13 protein-coding genes are annotated in these 16,058 nt (G+C 46.4%); 8 read left to right on the forward strand and 5 right to left on the reverse strand.

Going from position 1 to position 16,058, the window contains the following annotated elements:
• The first annotated feature begins 39 nt into the window (after nt 1-39).
• Together FBQ74_RS09825 and FBQ74_RS09830 are read left to right on the forward strand one after the other, a co-directional pair.
• A complete protein-coding gene (locus tag FBQ74_RS09825; RefSeq protein WP_139756514.1) occupies nt 40-495 on the forward strand; it encodes a YaiI/YqxD family protein in 456 nt (151 codons plus the stop codon).
• A 22-nt stretch (nt 496-517) separates the two neighbouring features.
• The gene (locus FBQ74_RS09830) at nt 518-1,024 is read left to right on the forward strand and encodes a GNAT family N-acetyltransferase (RefSeq protein WP_139756515.1); all 507 of its coding nucleotides are present in this window, start codon (nt 518-520) and stop codon (nt 1,022-1,024) included.
• Nucleotides 1,025-1,113: 89 nt separating this feature from the next.
• On the opposite strand, the gene FBQ74_RS09835 is transcribed toward FBQ74_RS09830, so the two are convergent.
• Nucleotides 1,114-1,911, reverse strand: a complete 798-nt coding sequence (locus tag FBQ74_RS09835; protein WP_139756516.1) for a substrate-binding periplasmic protein — start codon at nt 1,909-1,911, stop codon at nt 1,114-1,116.
• 11 nt (nt 1,912-1,922) lie between these two features.
• Nucleotides 1,923-3,041, reverse strand: a complete 1,119-nt coding sequence (locus FBQ74_RS09840) for a porin (protein ID WP_139756517.1) — start codon at nt 3,039-3,041, stop codon at nt 1,923-1,925.
• Between the two features lie 365 nt (nt 3,042-3,406).
• Between FBQ74_RS09840 and FBQ74_RS09845 the strand changes: the two genes are divergently transcribed.
• The 4 genes from FBQ74_RS09845 to FBQ74_RS09860 all read left to right on the forward strand — a co-directional run bounded on the left by FBQ74_RS09845 (nt 3,407) and on the right by FBQ74_RS09860 (nt 7,071).
• Nucleotides 3,407-3,655 carry a hypothetical protein gene (locus tag FBQ74_RS09845; RefSeq protein WP_139756518.1) on the forward strand — a complete coding sequence of 83 codons (249 nt, stop codon included), beginning with the start codon at nt 3,407-3,409 and terminating at the stop codon, nt 3,653-3,655.
• Nucleotides 3,656-3,846: 191 nt separating this feature from the next.
• Nucleotides 3,847-4,473 carry a YqiJ family protein gene (locus FBQ74_RS09850; protein WP_139756519.1) on the forward strand — a complete coding sequence of 209 codons (627 nt, stop codon included), beginning with the start codon at nt 3,847-3,849 and terminating at the stop codon, nt 4,471-4,473.
• Nucleotides 4,474-4,508: 35 nt separating this feature from the next.
• Entirely contained in the window at nt 4,509-6,290 is a 1,782-nt protein-coding gene (locus tag FBQ74_RS09855; RefSeq protein ID WP_139756520.1) for a flotillin family protein, read from the forward strand.
• 307 nt (nt 6,291-6,597) lie between these two features.
• Nucleotides 6,598-7,071, forward strand: coding sequence for a LabA-like NYN domain-containing protein (locus FBQ74_RS09860; protein ID WP_139756521.1), 474 nt, complete (start codon nt 6,598-6,600; stop codon nt 7,069-7,071).
• A gap of 307 nt (nt 7,072-7,378) precedes the next feature.
• Here FBQ74_RS09860 and FBQ74_RS09865 read toward each other — a convergent pair whose 3' ends face one another.
• Together FBQ74_RS09865 and topA are read right to left on the reverse strand one after the other, a co-directional pair.
• Nucleotides 7,379-7,933 (reverse strand): DUF2058 domain-containing protein, encoded by a 555-nt coding sequence (locus tag FBQ74_RS09865; protein ID WP_139756522.1) that lies wholly within the window; start codon nt 7,931-7,933, stop codon nt 7,379-7,381.
• Nucleotides 7,934-7,944: 11 nt separating this feature from the next.
• Nucleotides 7,945-10,584, reverse strand: a complete 2,640-nt coding sequence (gene topA / locus FBQ74_RS09870; protein WP_139756523.1) for a type I DNA topoisomerase — start codon at nt 10,582-10,584, stop codon at nt 7,945-7,947.
• A gap of 364 nt (nt 10,585-10,948) precedes the next feature.
• On the opposite strand from topA, the gene astB reads away from it, so the two are divergent.
• Complete coding sequence (gene astB / locus FBQ74_RS09875) at nt 10,949-12,289, forward strand: N-succinylarginine dihydrolase (protein WP_139756524.1); 1,341 nt, start codon at nt 10,949-10,951, stop codon at nt 12,287-12,289.
• 54 nt (nt 12,290-12,343) lie between these two features.
• Here astB and FBQ74_RS09880 read toward each other — a convergent pair whose 3' ends face one another.
• A complete protein-coding gene (locus tag FBQ74_RS09880) occupies nt 12,344-14,590 on the reverse strand; it encodes an Ig-like domain-containing protein (RefSeq protein ID WP_139756525.1) in 2,247 nt (748 codons plus the stop codon).
• 119 nt (nt 14,591-14,709) lie between these two features.
• On the opposite strand from FBQ74_RS09880, the gene FBQ74_RS09885 reads away from it, so the two are divergent.
• Nucleotides 14,710-16,056 (forward strand): dicarboxylate/amino acid:cation symporter, encoded by a 1,347-nt coding sequence (locus FBQ74_RS09885; RefSeq protein ID WP_139756526.1) that lies wholly within the window; start codon nt 14,710-14,712, stop codon nt 16,054-16,056.
• Nucleotides 16,057-16,058 lie beyond the last annotated feature (2 nt).

Genomic DNA, 16,058 nt, shown 5'->3' on the forward strand with positions numbered 1-16,058 from the left:
CGTAAGCTTAATCAAAAATAATTGTTAGGAAATCTGGGATTGACGATTTGGGTTGATGCGGATGCCTGTCCGGCTCCGATAAAAGAAATATTGTTTCGTGCGGCATCGCGAACCAAAGTACAGGTTACTTTGGTGGCCAATCACTATATGAAGACACCGGCAACTAAGTTTGTAAACCTGCTTCAGGTAAGTAGCGGATTTGATGTTGCTGATGATGAAATTGTTCAACGCTGCAAATCCGGCGAACTCGTTATCACTTCCGATATCCCCCTGGCTGATATGGTAATAGATAAAGGCTGCACTGTGTTAAGTGCAAGGGGTGAGCGTCTGACCAAAGAAAACATAAAATCCAGACTAAATATTCGTGATTTCATGGATACGCTCAGAAGCAGTGGTGTTCAGACAGGCGGACCAGCAGCACTATCACAATCTGAAAAACAAGAATTTGCAAACCAACTGGATCGGTGGCTTAGCCAGTACAGTGTTGGTAACTAAATAGCGGTTAGATATCTTAAGTATGGATATTCGAATTATTTCCCCGACTGAAGCTTTTGAATCCTGCTATCGGCAGTACATTGATGAACTGGGTGAAGAAGAACGTTACCCAATGCCAATGGATTTGTCATATCAGGACTTTCCGGCTCTGATACAGACGCTGGAAGAGTATAAATACGGTATAAACTTACCGGATGGTCTGGTTCCCAACTCTACCTATTGGCTGATTTGCAACAATAAACTCGCTGGTGTGGCAAACCTCAGACACAACCTGAATGAACAGTTGAGCCACGCTGGCGGTCACATCGGTATCGGTATCAGACCCAGATTCCGCGGTGTTGGTCTTGGTGCATTGCTCTTGGCCTACACAGTTGAAAAGGCTCACGATAAATCAATTAAGCCTGTTATGGTGCACTGTTACGGTGATAATGCAGCCTCAGTAGGTATGATTACTGCCTGCGGTGGTCAACTGGACAGTCAGATAGAGTTAGATAATAAAACCGTATTACGTTACGCCATATTTCGCTAACGCCAGAAGGCAAATCAACAGGCACTCACCGCCTGAACTAAAAAAGCCAGGCAGATACCGGGCTTTTTTACTGATGCTTAAGCTACATGCTATCGGCGATCGTAGTTAACGGGTTTTTCAGGGTGCTGATAAAACCCTTCTTTTAGTAACCGTTTAAAGCGCTGCATTTTTCCTTCCAGAGTAATTTCCTCCAGCCCTTTATTGAACAGCTCCATTACCAAACGACTATTTTTACGGCCTTTAGGAATAAGCAAATGGGTAGTCACCGTTGAAAGGTAGGTTTCCAGACGCATTACGTCATTCCGATCATCCTGATTAAACTCCCGTTCCAGTAAATACCAACCCGTGAGTTCATCAATAGGGAAAATATCAATTTCGCCATCAATCAGAGCCTGAAAATTTTCCTCGTCGGTATCATACGTGACTATGTTCTTATTTTTTTCGATATAGCCCGTTAACTCGTCGGTATACAGATAGCCATCGGTAATGCCCATTTTATACTGGTCTAAGTCGCTAAGTGTATTCCACTGCTGAACCGGTCCGTCGCGTCGCACATAAAATACCAGACTTTCAGCAGTAATCGGCTTGCTATGCAGAAACTCGTCTTCACGGCTTCGAACAAAGTTGCCGTAGGACACAGCATCAAACTCGCCATTTTTGGTGGCCTCTAACGCGTCTTCCCATTTTAGCGATGTGAATTCTACGACAACGCCGGTTTCCAGAAACGCTTCGTTGATAATGTGGTTAATATAACCCTCATGCTCCATCTCTGTCGATGTATAAGGCGGGTATTCTGTGGTCGCGATTTCAAGCTTTAGCCACGCATGGGCCCAGCTTTGGGCAGGCATCAATAAGGCTGCAGTAAGTAGTAGAGTCGTAATTCGCATTATGTATCCCCTTAAAAATAAATGCCCAGACTAATATTCAGACGGTGCGTTGTATCTTGCAGACCTCCCTGGTCCAGAGCGATACCCGACCCTCCGGAAAACCACATATTGCGGCCCTGGATACTATCCACGTAGACAAATAATTTATCCCAGCCGAAACTGCATCCGTTAACCCACTGAGACGATGCCTTATTACGTTCAACATCCCCCTCAACCCGGCTATATTCGGTATAACAGCTTAAGTCAGAGATCGTTTTAAATTTAATAGGCACGCTATACACCAGGTTCGCCATATAACTTTGACCTTCAGCAGCCTGAAGAAACGGAGAGTTAAATGAGGAAAGTGCTATACGGTCCCGTAACTGACCTTCCGGTGCTTCAAGATTATAATCGAAATCGATATATTGAAGTTCTACCTTAACAGGTCCCTGTATATGTCGCATATGCAACGCATACGCGGTCATGTCGCCACTTTCCGATGTATCCAGGTTTAAAATATCGCCGTATTGAAATGACACGCCTAAATCGGTGGTTGCACCTCTGATAAATTTAGCCGTGTAATTCGCGCGCAGATTGATCTGACCATCTTCTTTATTACGATACTCACCATCATCGGCGACATCAAATGTGTAACGCCCATACTGTGCCGGGTCATTATATTCGTCATTTAAAAAGTAGCCGAAGTGGAAGTCCCAGTCCCCACGGGTGTAATTGGTAGTTATGCCGGCATCATAATCATCTTCGAATCCTAGATAGTAATTAACAGAGAACCAGAAGCTGTTCGAGGCAAATGGTAACAGGCCAAAGGGAACCTTTGTAATACCACCGGTAACACTAAGCTCTTCATCAAATGTGTAGGTAAGATCCGCGTAGCGAACCGTGTCAAAATCGACATTTTCATACCAGCGATATTCTGCTTTGTATGAGAAGTTATCCAGCTCACCAGATAAATTAAGCCGTAAGGACTCAAATTCGAAGCCATCTCTGATTTCCGACTCCTGCCAGTCCAGATGACCATAATTAACCCGAATATGTCCGCCTAAATCCACCGGTAGTTCATCGGCAAAGGAAGACGAAGCTGCCATTGCACCCGCCACGAGTACTGATAACCTGGTCAGTGTCTTTTTCATTTATCAACCTTATTATGTAGAGTCTGGATAGCTGCAAAACGGGCGGTAAAGCGCGCCTGAACAGTTGTGAAGGCATGATTTGTGAGTGTGCCTGATGGGTGCAGGTATAACAGGTTACCGGAACCCTTACGGATTTTCCCTGCGCCCACTATCCTTTATCATGTAAGAAATAGATTAAATATCTCCTTAGCAAGTATTCGCTGCAGGCTAAAAAAGATCACTTCTTTCTCTTTATAACCAGCGCCTTATGAGATATTCGACACCTTTGAACCTGAGCGCGTTCAGCAAGTATAAATCGCTGGGATTTATGCGTGCTCGTTGCTATTCTATTCCGGCGTATTAAAGACATTTTATAGGGAAATAATATGAATCACGTTTTACACCTTAAGCAGAAAGATCAGGTACTGTCTCTCAAGCTGGCATTCATTCTGTTACCTGTGGTCATGCTGATGACTGGCTTTGCATTAGGTGTGCTATTTAGTAGTAATGTTACGCTCCAATCTTCTTTTTCCGTGATATCAGTCATTGCCGCAGGTACAGGTTCATTAATTGCGCTTGTGTATGGTTTTACTTATTACTTTAAAAAAATTGATAACTTACTGGGCAAGCGTTGAATCGCAGCGCTTACCAAAAGTTTATTTGCCTGTTACTGACTTGCATTAAACATAGGCAGACTTGTTCAAATACGACAGGAAAAATAGAAAACATAACCGGGAATAAATCTGTCCCCCTTTTTATTTTTTTGCATCGTTTTTAAACGATCTTGTGATATAAACTTTATACGTTTCATCAGGGATGGTGATGTATGCAAGCTTTTATTCTTAGTGATGCCAACCTGTGGTTTAGTACCGCTATTGCTATCGTTTTAGTCGTATTTTTAATTGAATTTCTCGGCATGTTTTTTGGTGCAAGCTTTCTGGGTGTCTTCGATGATTTCGATACAGACAGCTTTTCAGCTTCAGGTGCAGAGAGCTCTTTATCATCGCTAGTCAACTGGCTGTGTCTGGATAAGCTTCCCTTCATGATCTGGTTGATCATATTTCTGACCCTTTTCGGTTTAACAGGCCTTATTTTCAATGCGACATTTCAGATTGCATTGGCATCATTACTGCCTAAGGTATTGTCTGTTCCCCTTGCCACCATCATAGCGCTCCCTCTTACGGCTCGGTTTGGCTTACGTCTGGCACAACTATTACCTAAAAATGAGTCTTCAGCAGTGTCAGCTGCGGACTTCGTTGGTGTAACAGCAACTATTACTGCCGGTAAAGCACAACGCAATAACCCGGCAGAGGCAAAATTTATCGACCAACATCAACAACCGCACTATGTCTTGGTTGAGCCAATAGACGAACACGATATTTTTGTACGTGGTGACACTGTGATCCTGGTAGAAAAAACCAGTGGTTGCTGGCGTGCCATGCGCTATCAGTAAAACGGCAATACCCGCCAACTATCAAGGAAGTAAAAATGGAAACATCAGCTAACATGGGGAACCTCACCTCCATTCTGATTATCTGCGGCATCGTGCTTATTGCCTTATTGGCGATAGGTATTGTTTTTGCGCGGCTCTATAAAAGGGCAACAAAAGAAATAGCGTTTGTCAGAACCGGACTGGGAGGAGAAAAAGTAATTAAGGACGGTGGCGCTATCGTTTTGCCCGTCGTTCATGAAGTTATACCAGTCAATATGAATACGCTTCGCATCGAGGTGGAAAAAACCCAAAAAGACGCGCTTATCACCAAAGATAGAATGCGGGTTGATGTGAAAGCCGATTTCTATCTTCGGGTGGCCCCTAATGCCGGTGGTATTTCTATGGCTGCGCAAACACTCGGTACACGTACCACACGCGCCGAAGAAGTTAAAAAACTGATGGAATCAAAGTTTGTGGATGTGCTGCGCGCTGTAGCGGCAGAAATGTCGATGACAGAAATGCATGAGCAGCGAGCGGATTTTGTCCAGAAGGTGCAGCAGAGCGTAGCTAATGATCTGGAAAAGAACGGGTTAGAGCTCGAATCGGTCAGCCTTACCGGCTTTGACCAGACAGATCTTGAATTCTTTAACGAAAATAATGCGTTCGACGCTGAAGGGCGTGCTCGTCTTGCTAAGATCATTGAGCAAAAGCGTAAAGAGACCAATGATATTCAGCAGGAAAACAGAATTCTGATAGAAACCCGTAACCTGGATGCTGAGAAGCAGTCTTTGACCATCAAGCAGAATGAGGAAGAAGCGCGATTAATGCAGGAGCAAGCCCTGGCTTTCAAACGGCAGGAGCAAAAAGCGGAAATATCCAAACAGCGCGAGCAGAAAGAACGTGAAGAACGAGAAGCCGCTATAGCTAAAGAACGTGCGATAGAAGCGGCCGAGATCGAAAAATCCCGGGAAGTAGAAACGCAGGAAATTGCTAAACGTAAAGCCCTGGAGCAAGCGAGAATTCTGCAGCAGCAGGAAGTTGAAGTCGCCCAGCAGGTTAAGCAGATAGCCGTGGCCAACAAATCAGAAGAAGAATCGGCTGCGCGTGCTAAAGCCGCTGAAGCTGAGAAAGCGAAGGTTGAAAAAGAAGAAGCCGTAATATCAGCTAGGCAGATTGCTGAAGCGAATCGACGTAAAGAAATTGAGGTTATTGATGCTCGCAAGGAAGCCGAGCGAGAAGCCGTTAGTATAACGGTTGAAGCAGAAGCGAAAAAGGAAGCAGCGACGAACGCGGCAGAAGCTATTCTGACTGAATCCAAGGCTAGCGCAGATGCTAAAATCATGCAGGCTGAAGCTGACGAAAAGGTTTTGGCTGTTGAAGCTGCAGGTAAACAAGCGCTGTATGAAGCAGAGAATACACTTAAAAATGAGCAGATAGAGCTGCAAAAATCCATGGCAATTTTAAAAGTGTTGCCGGAAATTATCGCCAGTGCTGTAAAACCTCTGGAGAATATCGAAGGCATTAAGATACTACAGGGATACAATGGAGCGGGAGCTGTCCAAAGCAGCGATATGTCCCGCGCAGACAGCGGCTCTATGGCTGATCAGGTCACTCAGGCTGCGCTGAATTATCGGGCAAATGCGCCAGTTGTCGATGCTCTGTTAAAGGAAGTCGGGCTGGTAAACAGTGAATCCGGCACGCTGAGTGATTTATTAAAAGGTGATAGTCAGATTTTGACGACCCAATCTGGATCTCAGTCAAATGGTGATGAAACGCCCCCTGCCCGACCGCCAACAAATGGTACCGGAGAAGACATCTCATCAGCAAAACCTGAATAATCACGGTAATAACGCAGCTGCTATAAATGGCAGCTGCATTTTTCAGATAGCGGATCACTACGCTATTTTCTTACCTGATCAATATTTAAAACTCGCAACAGACTGCCATCGTCTTTTCTCCAGTCACACGCCTGTAATCACAGTTTCCTCAGGCATAATTTATTCCCAGCGACAAAAGATTTTCGCATTTACATTGCGTTAAGAAGTTTCGCAACACACGGTTTTGGGGTATTCAGTACTTACAGCTGATATGATGCGTGAACGTTTTTCATCTAAACGCGTGCAACTCAACTCCCAGGGTTACAAGATGCAGACAGTTAGTATTTTTGTTGATGTACAAAATGTGTATTACACCACACGTTCTGCATTTAAGCAGAACTTTGATTACAATGCTTTTTGGGCGCAAGCTACCCGCGACAGAACACCTATTAATGCATTTGCTTATGCCATAGATCGCAAAGACGAAAAGCAAAAACAATTTCAAAATATTCTTCGGGCTATCGGTTTTGATGTAAAGCTAAAGCCTTTTATTCAGCGTTCAGATGGCTCTGCGAAGGGTGACTGGGATGTTGGAATTACGATTGATGTTATGGAAGCCGCACCAGACTCTGATGTGATTGTACTTGTCTCGGGAGACGGCGACTTCGACTTACTGGCTAAAAAAGTTCGCGAAAAATATGCCTGTCGCGTTGAAGTATATGGCGTTGAGGCACTTACCGCCTCAAGCCTGATGCTGGCAGCCACAGAATTTAATCCTATAAGGAGCGAGTTGCTGTTATAAAACGAGTGACTATAGCTCCCCCGCCCTTCGTAAGGCTGAAAAGCCTGATGCAGTTACGGATACACTTATCTGCAAAACCTGCCCCCGCGAACTTTAAAACGGTGCTACCGTTGAATCAACGCGGCTTCACTAAGGCCTAGCAGATGAGTTGATGACTTGCTGTGTATCAGGGTATTAGCAATAAGCTGACAAAGTGATATCTGTAGTCAGTGACTTTAGAGAGTATTTACTGCAGCAGCTAAAAGGTGTGGGTGAATCACAACACAGGTAAGCAAAAAAGGCACGCTATGCGTGCCTTTTTGAAATATCACCAGGTTAAATCATCAGGTATCTGATAATCTGCATACCAGTCATCCTGGTCATCATCTGTAGTGGTTTGTGATTGCTCAACAGCATCTGCTCGATGTATGACTGAGGCTTCATCCCGTTCAGCAATTTTATCTGCCACCGGCATTGGAACCAGATGATATTCCTCATCTAATTTCACTACCGCCAGTCTACCATTGGTCACCTGGACACGCACGGCTTCAGAAACATGCATGCGTTTTACAACGTTCTCATCCGTAAAATTAAGAACAACCTCGTCCTTACCTCTGGATTGAGAGTTTATTGTAATAAGCTGACGCACTTGTGCTGCAATGGATCGCTCTTCGCGGGCTTTCTGCTGCTGCTCGTTGAGCGCGCGGTCCCGTGCTTTTTTCTCATCGATTGCTTGCTGGGCAGCCTGTTTATTTTCGTCCTCTACCTGCTGCTTACTTTTGTTTTTCAGCTTCTGCTTCTTGCGCTTTTCCTGACGAGCCTGACGGGCAGCGGATTTATCCGCCAGCCCCGCTTTGAGTAATTGGTCCTGAAGTGATGCCACAGGAATACTCCTTACTTTGATTTCTTACGGGTATCTTTCGCGGCCCATTTGCCGTTTTCATACCACGCTGACCAGCCCGATGCCTTACCATTCTCATTTTCAGACATAACATACTGCTGCTTCGTCTTACGACTGAAACGTACCACTGTAGGATTACCATCGGGATCCTGTTGAGGTGCATCTGCCAGATAGTAGAACTTCGGTGAAATTCTGTCACGGAAACGCGCCAGTTCCTCTACTTTCGGTGCTCGGGTCTCCCTGGACTTTGGAAAGTTGTGAGCAGCCAGGAAAATACCTGAAGCGCCATCTCTTAATACAAAATGCGCATCGCTCTTTTCACAGGGCAGCTCAGGCAGATCCACAGGGTCTTCTTTTGGTGGCGCCGGCTCACCATTACGCAGTAACTTACGGGTGTTTTTACATTCATCGTTCGTACAGCCGAAATACTTACCGAAGCGACCATTTTTAAGCTCCATATCGCTGCCACACTTGTCGCATTCGATAATGGGGCCGTCATAACCTTTTATTTTGAATGTACCAGATTCAATGTACGTACCGTGGCACGTTGGTGCGTTACCACAAACATGGAGTTTACGGGTTTCGTCCACAAGATAGCTATCCATCGCCGTTCCGCACACCTGACACCGCCGCTTCGCACGCAGCGCTTCAGTTTCCATTTCCTCATCATCGTCCACTTTTACTACTTCATCACCCGGCGTCAGGTTAATGGTATTGGTGCAACGTTCTTTAGGTGGAAGATTATAGCCAGAACACCCCAGGAATACGCCGGTGCTGGCAGTTCGCACATTCATTTCACGACCGCACTTGTCGCAGCTAATGCCCGCCGGAATCGCCTGGTTCAGACGCATTCCGCCTTCTTCGGTGTCTTTTTCTGCTGTCAGTAACTTGTTGTAAAAATCTTCATAGAAGTCATTTAACACCTGCTTCCAGTTTTTATTGCCTGTTGCAATATCGTCCAGGTGCTGTTCCATGTTTGCCGTGAAATCAAAACTCATGAGATCATCAAAGTTTTCCATCAGGCGATCGTTTACAATCTCGCCCATCTTTTCGGCATAAAATCGCTTGTTTTCAAGACGCACGTAACCGCGATCCTGAATAGTCGAAATGATACTCGCGTAAGTGGACGGGCGACCGATACCACGCTTCTCAAGCTCTTTAACCAGCGAGGCTTCGTTGAAACGAGCCACGGGTTTAGTGAAATGCTGCTTGGGATCCAACGCTTTCAGGTCAAGGGTGTCGCCTTTCTGAACATCAGGTAATAATTTATCTTCTTCACCTTTTTTGCGTATTTGCGGCTGAACTTTGGTCCAGCCATCAAAGCGCAGCACACGCCCTTTCGCTACCAGTTCATAATCGTCTGCAACCACTTTAATCGTTGTTGCATCATATTTTGCCGGCACCATCTGACATGCCACAAACTGTCGCCAAATCAGCTCATACAGGCGCTGAGCGTCACGCTCCATATCTTTAAGGCTGTCAGCGGTAACGTTGACGTTAGACGGTCTGATAGCTTCGTGGGCTTCCTGAGCGCCTTCCTTGCTGCCATAGCGATTAGGATTATCCGGCAGATATTTCCCGCCGAAATTATCGCCAATATAATCGCGGCAGCTATCCAACGCTTCCTGACTCAGATTGGTTGAGTCTGTACGCATATAGGTAATGTGACCGGCCTCATAAAGACGCTGGGCCATCATCATGGTTTTCTTCACACCAAAACCAAGACGAGTACTTGCCGCCTGCTGTAATGTTGAAGTTATAAATGGTGCTGAAGGCTTACTTTGGGTTGGTTTAGATTCGCGACTTTCAACCGTATACGATGCGTTTTTAAGCTCTTCTACCGCTTTTTCAGCCTGCGATTTGTTGACGGGTTTGAACGCATTACCCTGGTGGCGATTAACCAACATTCGTAAAGCGGCTTTATCTGAAGCGTTTAGATCAGCATGGATATCCCAGAATTCTTCAGGAACAAACGCCTTTATCTCACGCTCACGTTCAACGACCAGACGCACCGCTACCGACTGTACGCGCCCGGCTGACAGGCCACGCGCGACTTTTTTCCAAAGTAACGGCGACACCATAAAGCCCACTACCCTGTCTAAAAACCGACGGGCCTGCTGAGCATTAACTCTGTCCACATTGACATCGCCGGGATGAGAGAAGGCATCCTGAATTGCGTTTTTAGTAATTTCGTTAAACACCACCCGCTGATAGGACTGCTTTTTATTTCCCAGCAATTCTCTTAAATGCCAGGCAATCGCTTCCCCTTCCCTATCCAAATCCGTCGCCAGATAGACAGTGTCAGCGTCTTTCGCCAGCTTCTTTAATTCGTTGACAACTTTTTCTTTGCCCTGCAACACCTGATAGTGCGCCTGCCAGTCGTTTTGTGGGTCTACGCCCATTCTGTCGACAAGTTTGCGATATTCGTACTGCCTTAAATAATCAGTACGCGCTTCCTCAGAAAGTGTTTTGAGTTCCTTGGCCGGCTTTTTGGGTTCAACATTTCCCAATGCCTTGGTAGGGAGATCACGAACATGGCCAACCGAAGATTTTACGATAAAATTTTTGCCGAGATATTTATTTATCGTTTTGGCTTTGGCCGGTGACTCGACGATGACCAGTGATTTTGCCATAAAATTAGAATAAACCTGTTTTATTTCATTGACTTAAATCGTCAATTGCTTGAATTTTGCGTCGAAATGAATGCCTGAAGGACGCCTGCGCTTTTTTAACATATATCGACAAAGTGAATGGAAAACAAGTTCTTCTTAATAGTTATTCGCTCAACTGCCTTGAAACCGCCCAAAACCTGTTTACATTTTAGCCAGCGCAATTGGCAATGCGTTGAAAAGCCGTATAATGCGGGCAATCCGAGTGAGGCTTTTTATGAATTTGTCGATAGCACTTACTGCTATGGCTTACGATTACGGCAAATCTTCAGAAAAAGACCGCCAAACAGAATAGCACTGGTTGCTATACAAACTGACCGAGGAACGCATGAAGCATTTTGAAGTGAATTTTGACGGCCTGGTAGGACCGACCCACAACTATGCGGGGCTGTCGTTTGGGAACGTGGCATCGCTGAACAACGCCAATGCGATTAGCAGCCCCCGACAGGCGGCTAAGCAGGGACTTGCCAAAGCAAAAGCGCTGGCAGATATGGGAATGGTTCAGGGTGTCCTTGCCCCGCAGGAGCGACCAGACATCAATACGTTACGCAGGCTAGGTTTCACCGGCTCTGATGCCCGGGTGTTAGAAAGTGCAGCCAAACAGTCGCGCCAGGTATTCTTAGCGTGTTGCTCAGCTTCAAGTATGTGGACAGCCAATGCGGCGACTGTTTCACCCAGTGCTGACACCTCCGATGGGCGGGTTCATTTTACACCTGCGAACCTGACTAATAAGTTTCATCGCTCATTAGAGCCGCAGGTAACAGGTCGAATTCTTCAGGGTACGTTCGCTAACGACAAATACTTTGCGCACCATACTCACCTGCCGGATAACGAGCATTTCGGCGATGAGGGCGCGGCCAACCATACACGCCTGTGTACCGAGTATGGTCAGGCCGGTGTCGAGCTGTTCGTCTATGGCCGTCACGCATTTGATAGTAGCAAACCTGCGCCGACTCGTTATCCGGCACGCCAGACACTAGAGGCATCTCAGGCTATTGCTAGGTTACATGGTCTTGAGGACGAATCGGTGGTCTATATTCAGCAGAATCCGGATGTAATTGACCAGGGTGTTTTTCATAACGACGTCATTGCTGTGGGTAACCAGAACGTCCTGTTCTATCATGAGCAGGCTTTTTACAAGAAAGACGAGGCACTGGCCGAGATAAGACAAAAGTTCGGTGAGAAGCCGTTACACTTCGTAGAAGTCCCTACCGACCAGATATCGGTAATGGACGCTATCAAAACCTATCTGTTTAACACCCAGATTATTACGCTGCCGGGTAACGAAATGGCGATAATCGCGCCCACCGAATGTCAGGAAAACGAGGCGGTTAGTCGTTATCTTGAAGAGTTGGTGACCAAAGACACGCCCATTAAGCAGGTAAAATATTTTGATGTTAAACAAAGTATGCGTAATGGTGGAGGTCCGGCCTGCCTGAGACTTCGGGTTGCCCTTACTGACACCGAGCTTGATGCGGTGAATCCGAATACGCTTATCAATGATAACCAATTCGCCCGTCTGAATACCTGGGTGGACAAGCACTATCGTGATGAACTCAGAGAAGACGATTTACGCGATCCGCAGTTGCTGTCAGAGTCACGTGCTGCACTGGACGAACTGACACAGATTTTAAATATTGGTTCTGTGTATCCGTTCCAGCAGGATTAATTCGGAAGAAAGCGTGAATGGAAAAAGCCCTGTGATCACAGGGCTTTTTTCTTGCTATTCAATTTCCGAACAAGCTTCCTCACCAGTTCCAAAGGGGCTTGCTGGTGGTTTTATAGCCTCATTGGTCGCATCGGGTTCAGCAATGCGTAGCGTAAATTTCGTATGTGCAGCCGCTTCGCTTCCTGTTGAACGTGTAAATACAGCAATTTTCATATCCGTAAACGCTGCATACTCTTTCTGATACCGATACTGAAGTGTGGCTTGGCCATTGTTGTCAGTTGCATTTTGATTATCCTTAAACCCAATGCTCCCAACAATTCCCGGTGTCAACATATTATCGCCGTTGAAGTCCTCTTCCGGTTGTAAAATGCCATCATTACTCACATCTTCATTCATGCACCGTTTAGCAGTGAATGGGGCCCACAATTTAGATTCGGATATCCATTGCCAGTCACCCTGACGATATTCACCGCCATTTTCATCTCTGAAAGGGGTTGCTGATACACTCAGTACTTCGCCCTCTACAGGTCTACCGCCAACATCAGTCACAAAAACGGTAAATTCTTTCACATAGGTAGAACTATCCTGAATTTCAATCTGATTACCGGTACCAATAGAGACATCGAAAGCGCGATTACCCACGGTCAGTACTACAGTGTCTGCTATCCCCCCATCCTGAACGGTGGCTGTCACCGTAACAGCCTCATCACTTGAAACTGAACCAGAGGTAAATACGGTAGAGGCCACACCATTACTGTCAGTGGTTGCCTGTGACGGAGAGATCGAACCTGTAGACACATCATCTACGACAAAGCTGACAACTTTATTTTTGACCAGATTACCTTCTACATCGCGCACAATTGCTGTAATTGTACTGGTTTGGCCATCAGGACCCAGCACATCAGGTGTAGCGTCTGTTATAACGGTTGCAGGCTCTGTGGCGATAAATTCTATTTCTACCAAGGCAGTGACTTCTTCGCCGTCAGTATCCAGGCCCGTAGCCGTAATTGCTGCTATACCGGCGTTATCTGATTTTATTGTAAATTGCGCATTACCCTCGCTGTTGGTCACAGAGTCTGAGGCTGTAATAACACCCCGTGATGCAGTGAAGTTAACCTCGCCACCTGCAAACGCCGCTTCTTCTTTTTTCCATGCAACGGTCAATACCTTTGGGGTATTCAGCGGTATTTCTGCTTCAGGTGGATTAACAAACGCAAAATCATCTTCCTGGACAGTGACCTTAAACTCCGTGTTTGCATTTAGCGCGGAGGCTTCAATAATATCTTCTCCTGATGTAGTGCCCTGATAAAGCACTGTCACCTGGCCATTGCTTAGCGTATCTACTGAAATAGCGTCAGCAAATTCCGGTGTGTCGGACTTCGCTGACAGCGTGCCATTGTCGGCAGACAATTCAATAGTCTGGTTAGCTACAGGTACGCCATCAGAATCCTGCACCCGAAGCGTCATTTCAGCAGGCTTGGAAAGAATGACAGATTTAGGGCCGTTGACCGTCACTTCCGTACCGGTAATTTCTACGTCAAGGGTACGTGTTAACTCGCCTACTCGTGCGGTGACCTGAACCGTGCGGTTTTCCGCATTATTTCGTGTAGTCAGGGTTGCCAGTGCGCGTCCGCTGGCATCAGTGGCACTTTGTTCTACCTGAATTTCCACACCGGAGCTTTCAGGGGCTGAAAACGAAACCTCCTGGCCTTCCATCAATACACTTTGCGCGTTTTTAACCAATGCAGTTAGTGCTGCTGAATCAGAACCACTGGAGGGCAGCTGGACTTTGTCTGTATAAAGGTTCAGTGATGCCGGTTGCGCGCTTATCTGCGCAGTTCCCTGCGATGAAAACGTAGTAGTACCCGATTCACCGTCGGCTGTCGTCGCGGTGATCATGCCATCACCGGCAGCCTCGCCTACGTTTAATGTTAGCGAGGCAACACCATTTTCATCGGTGCGTGCAGTTGCCGTATCGTTTCCGAATGTCGCCAGGTTATCGCTGGATAACGAAAAAGTGACCAGCGTGTCTGTTTTTGGTGTTCCGTTTTGGTCAGTAACGGTAGCGCGCACCGTCAACACGTTGTCCTGACTTAAGTCTTTACCCGGCGTGCCATCCGCATTAAGCGTTTCCACCGCCACTGAGTAAACCGGATCGTTTTGTTGTGAGTCTGTACCGCCCGTATTACCTGTATTAGCACTGGCAGTAGAGTCAGAGCGTTCAAGTGATTCCCCGCCACCACAGGCGGTCAGAATAAGAAGCGTGCTAGCAACTAGCAAAGAATGAGCAAATGCGCGCATATGGTCTTCCTTAACCTTTAAATTATGGAATTGTGAAGTTTTCTTGTTTAAATCTTTTTCTAATCTGGCAAACTAGCCCGCGTTACGAAGAATAAAAACAGAAGTTTCAGGGAACATTCATGTCTCAAAACGCACACAAGTACAGTCTCACTACCAGAATATTTATCGGCCTGGTGGCCGGAACACTGGTTGGCCTTTTACTCCAACTGGTTTTTGATGATAGCGGAGATCTGCGCTTCACGATATTCGGATACACGTTTTCCACGTATAACATTCTCGTTGAAGGTATATTTTCAACACTAGGGCAAATCTTTATTGCCAGCCTGAAAATGCTGGTGGTACCGCTGGTGTTTGTTTCGCTTATCTGCGGTACATCCTCACTCACCGAACCCAGTAAGCTGGGACGGTTAGGTATCAAGTCAATTGGTTTGTATATTTTCACAACAGCGATTGCTATATCACTGGCTTTAAGTCTGGCTTTACTAGTTGCGCCGGGCTCCGGTGTTACCGTGCCGGCCGATGCAGCCTACACCGCTCAAGAGGCACCATCGTTGTCTGCCGTAATCATCGATATGTTTCCGACTAACCCGGTCAACGCCATGGCGGAAGGCAAAATGCTGCAAATCATCATTTTTGCGGTGTTACTGGGTGTCGCAATGGCAATGAGTGGTGAAGCCGGTAAACGTATCGCTAACTTTTTTGAAGATATTAATACGGTCATTATGAAGCTGGTCACCATCATCATGAACCTGGCACCTTATGGTGTGTTTGTATTGATGGCTAAATTGTTCAGCTCCATCGGCGCTGACATGCTGGGCAGCCTGGCGACATATTTCTTCCTGGTGCTGGGCGTTCTGTTAATCCACGGGCTGGTTACCTACTCAGCACTATTAAAAGGGTTTACCGGACTGAATCCGATCATTCTGTTTCGCAAGATGCGTGATGCAGCCCAGTTTGCCTTTACCACATCAAGTTCGAGCGCCACATTACCTGTAACGATGGAAACGGCGCAAAATAAACTGGGTGTGGGTAAATCAGTGTCTTCTTTTACCCTGCCGCTGGGCTCGACAATTAATATGGATGGCACCGCTATTATGCAGGGTGTGGCAACCGTATTTATTGCTCAGGTTTATGGTGTCGATCTGGCCTTACAGGATTACCTGATGGTTGTTCTCACGGCTACGCTGGCCTCTATCGGAACCGCAGGTGTGCCCGGTGTTGGCCTGATTATGCTGGCTATGGTTTTACAACAGGTTAACCTGCCGGTAGAAGGTATCGCGCTGATTATCGGTATCGACCGGTTACTGGACATGACCCGAACGGCGGTCAATATTACCGGCGACTGTACCGTCGCCTGTATTATTGCAAAAAGTGAAAATGAACTCGACGAAGCCCGGTTCAATGACCTGGATGCCGGCTTAAAAGAAGAAGATGTTGACTTAGAGCACTTTGACAGAAATAGCTAGCC

Source organism: Salinimonas iocasae (assembly GCF_006228385.1).
In the GTDB taxonomy this organism is placed as follows: Bacteria; Pseudomonadota; Gammaproteobacteria; order Enterobacterales; family Alteromonadaceae; genus Alteromonas; species Alteromonas iocasae.

Coding starts and splice junctions, on each gene's coding strand:
- FBQ74_RS09830 (WP_139756515.1), top strand. CDS start 518: ATGGATATTCGAATTATTTCCCCGACTGAAGCTTTTGAATCCTGCTAT.
- FBQ74_RS09835 (WP_139756516.1), bottom strand. CDS start 1,911: ATGCGAATTACGACTCTACTACTTACTGCAGCCTTATTGATGCCTGCC.
- FBQ74_RS09840 (WP_139756517.1), bottom strand. CDS start 3,041: ATGAAAAAGACACTGACCAGGTTATCAGTACTCGTGGCGGGTGCAATG.
- FBQ74_RS09845 (WP_139756518.1), top strand. CDS start 3,407: ATGAATCACGTTTTACACCTTAAGCAGAAAGATCAGGTACTGTCTCTC.
- FBQ74_RS09850 (WP_139756519.1), top strand. CDS start 3,847: ATGCAAGCTTTTATTCTTAGTGATGCCAACCTGTGGTTTAGTACCGCT.
- FBQ74_RS09855 (WP_139756520.1), top strand. CDS start 4,509: ATGGAAACATCAGCTAACATGGGGAACCTCACCTCCATTCTGATTATC.
- FBQ74_RS09860 (WP_139756521.1), top strand. CDS start 6,598: ATGCAGACAGTTAGTATTTTTGTTGATGTACAAAATGTGTATTACACC.
- topA (WP_139756523.1), bottom strand. CDS start 10,584: ATGGCAAAATCACTGGTCATCGTCGAGTCACCGGCCAAAGCCAAAACG.
- astB (WP_139756524.1), top strand. CDS start 10,949: ATGAAGCATTTTGAAGTGAATTTTGACGGCCTGGTAGGACCGACCCAC.
- FBQ74_RS09880 (WP_139756525.1), bottom strand. CDS start 14,590: ATGCGCGCATTTGCTCATTCTTTGCTAGTTGCTAGCACGCTTCTTATT.
- FBQ74_RS09885 (WP_139756526.1), top strand. CDS start 14,710: ATGTCTCAAAACGCACACAAGTACAGTCTCACTACCAGAATATTTATC.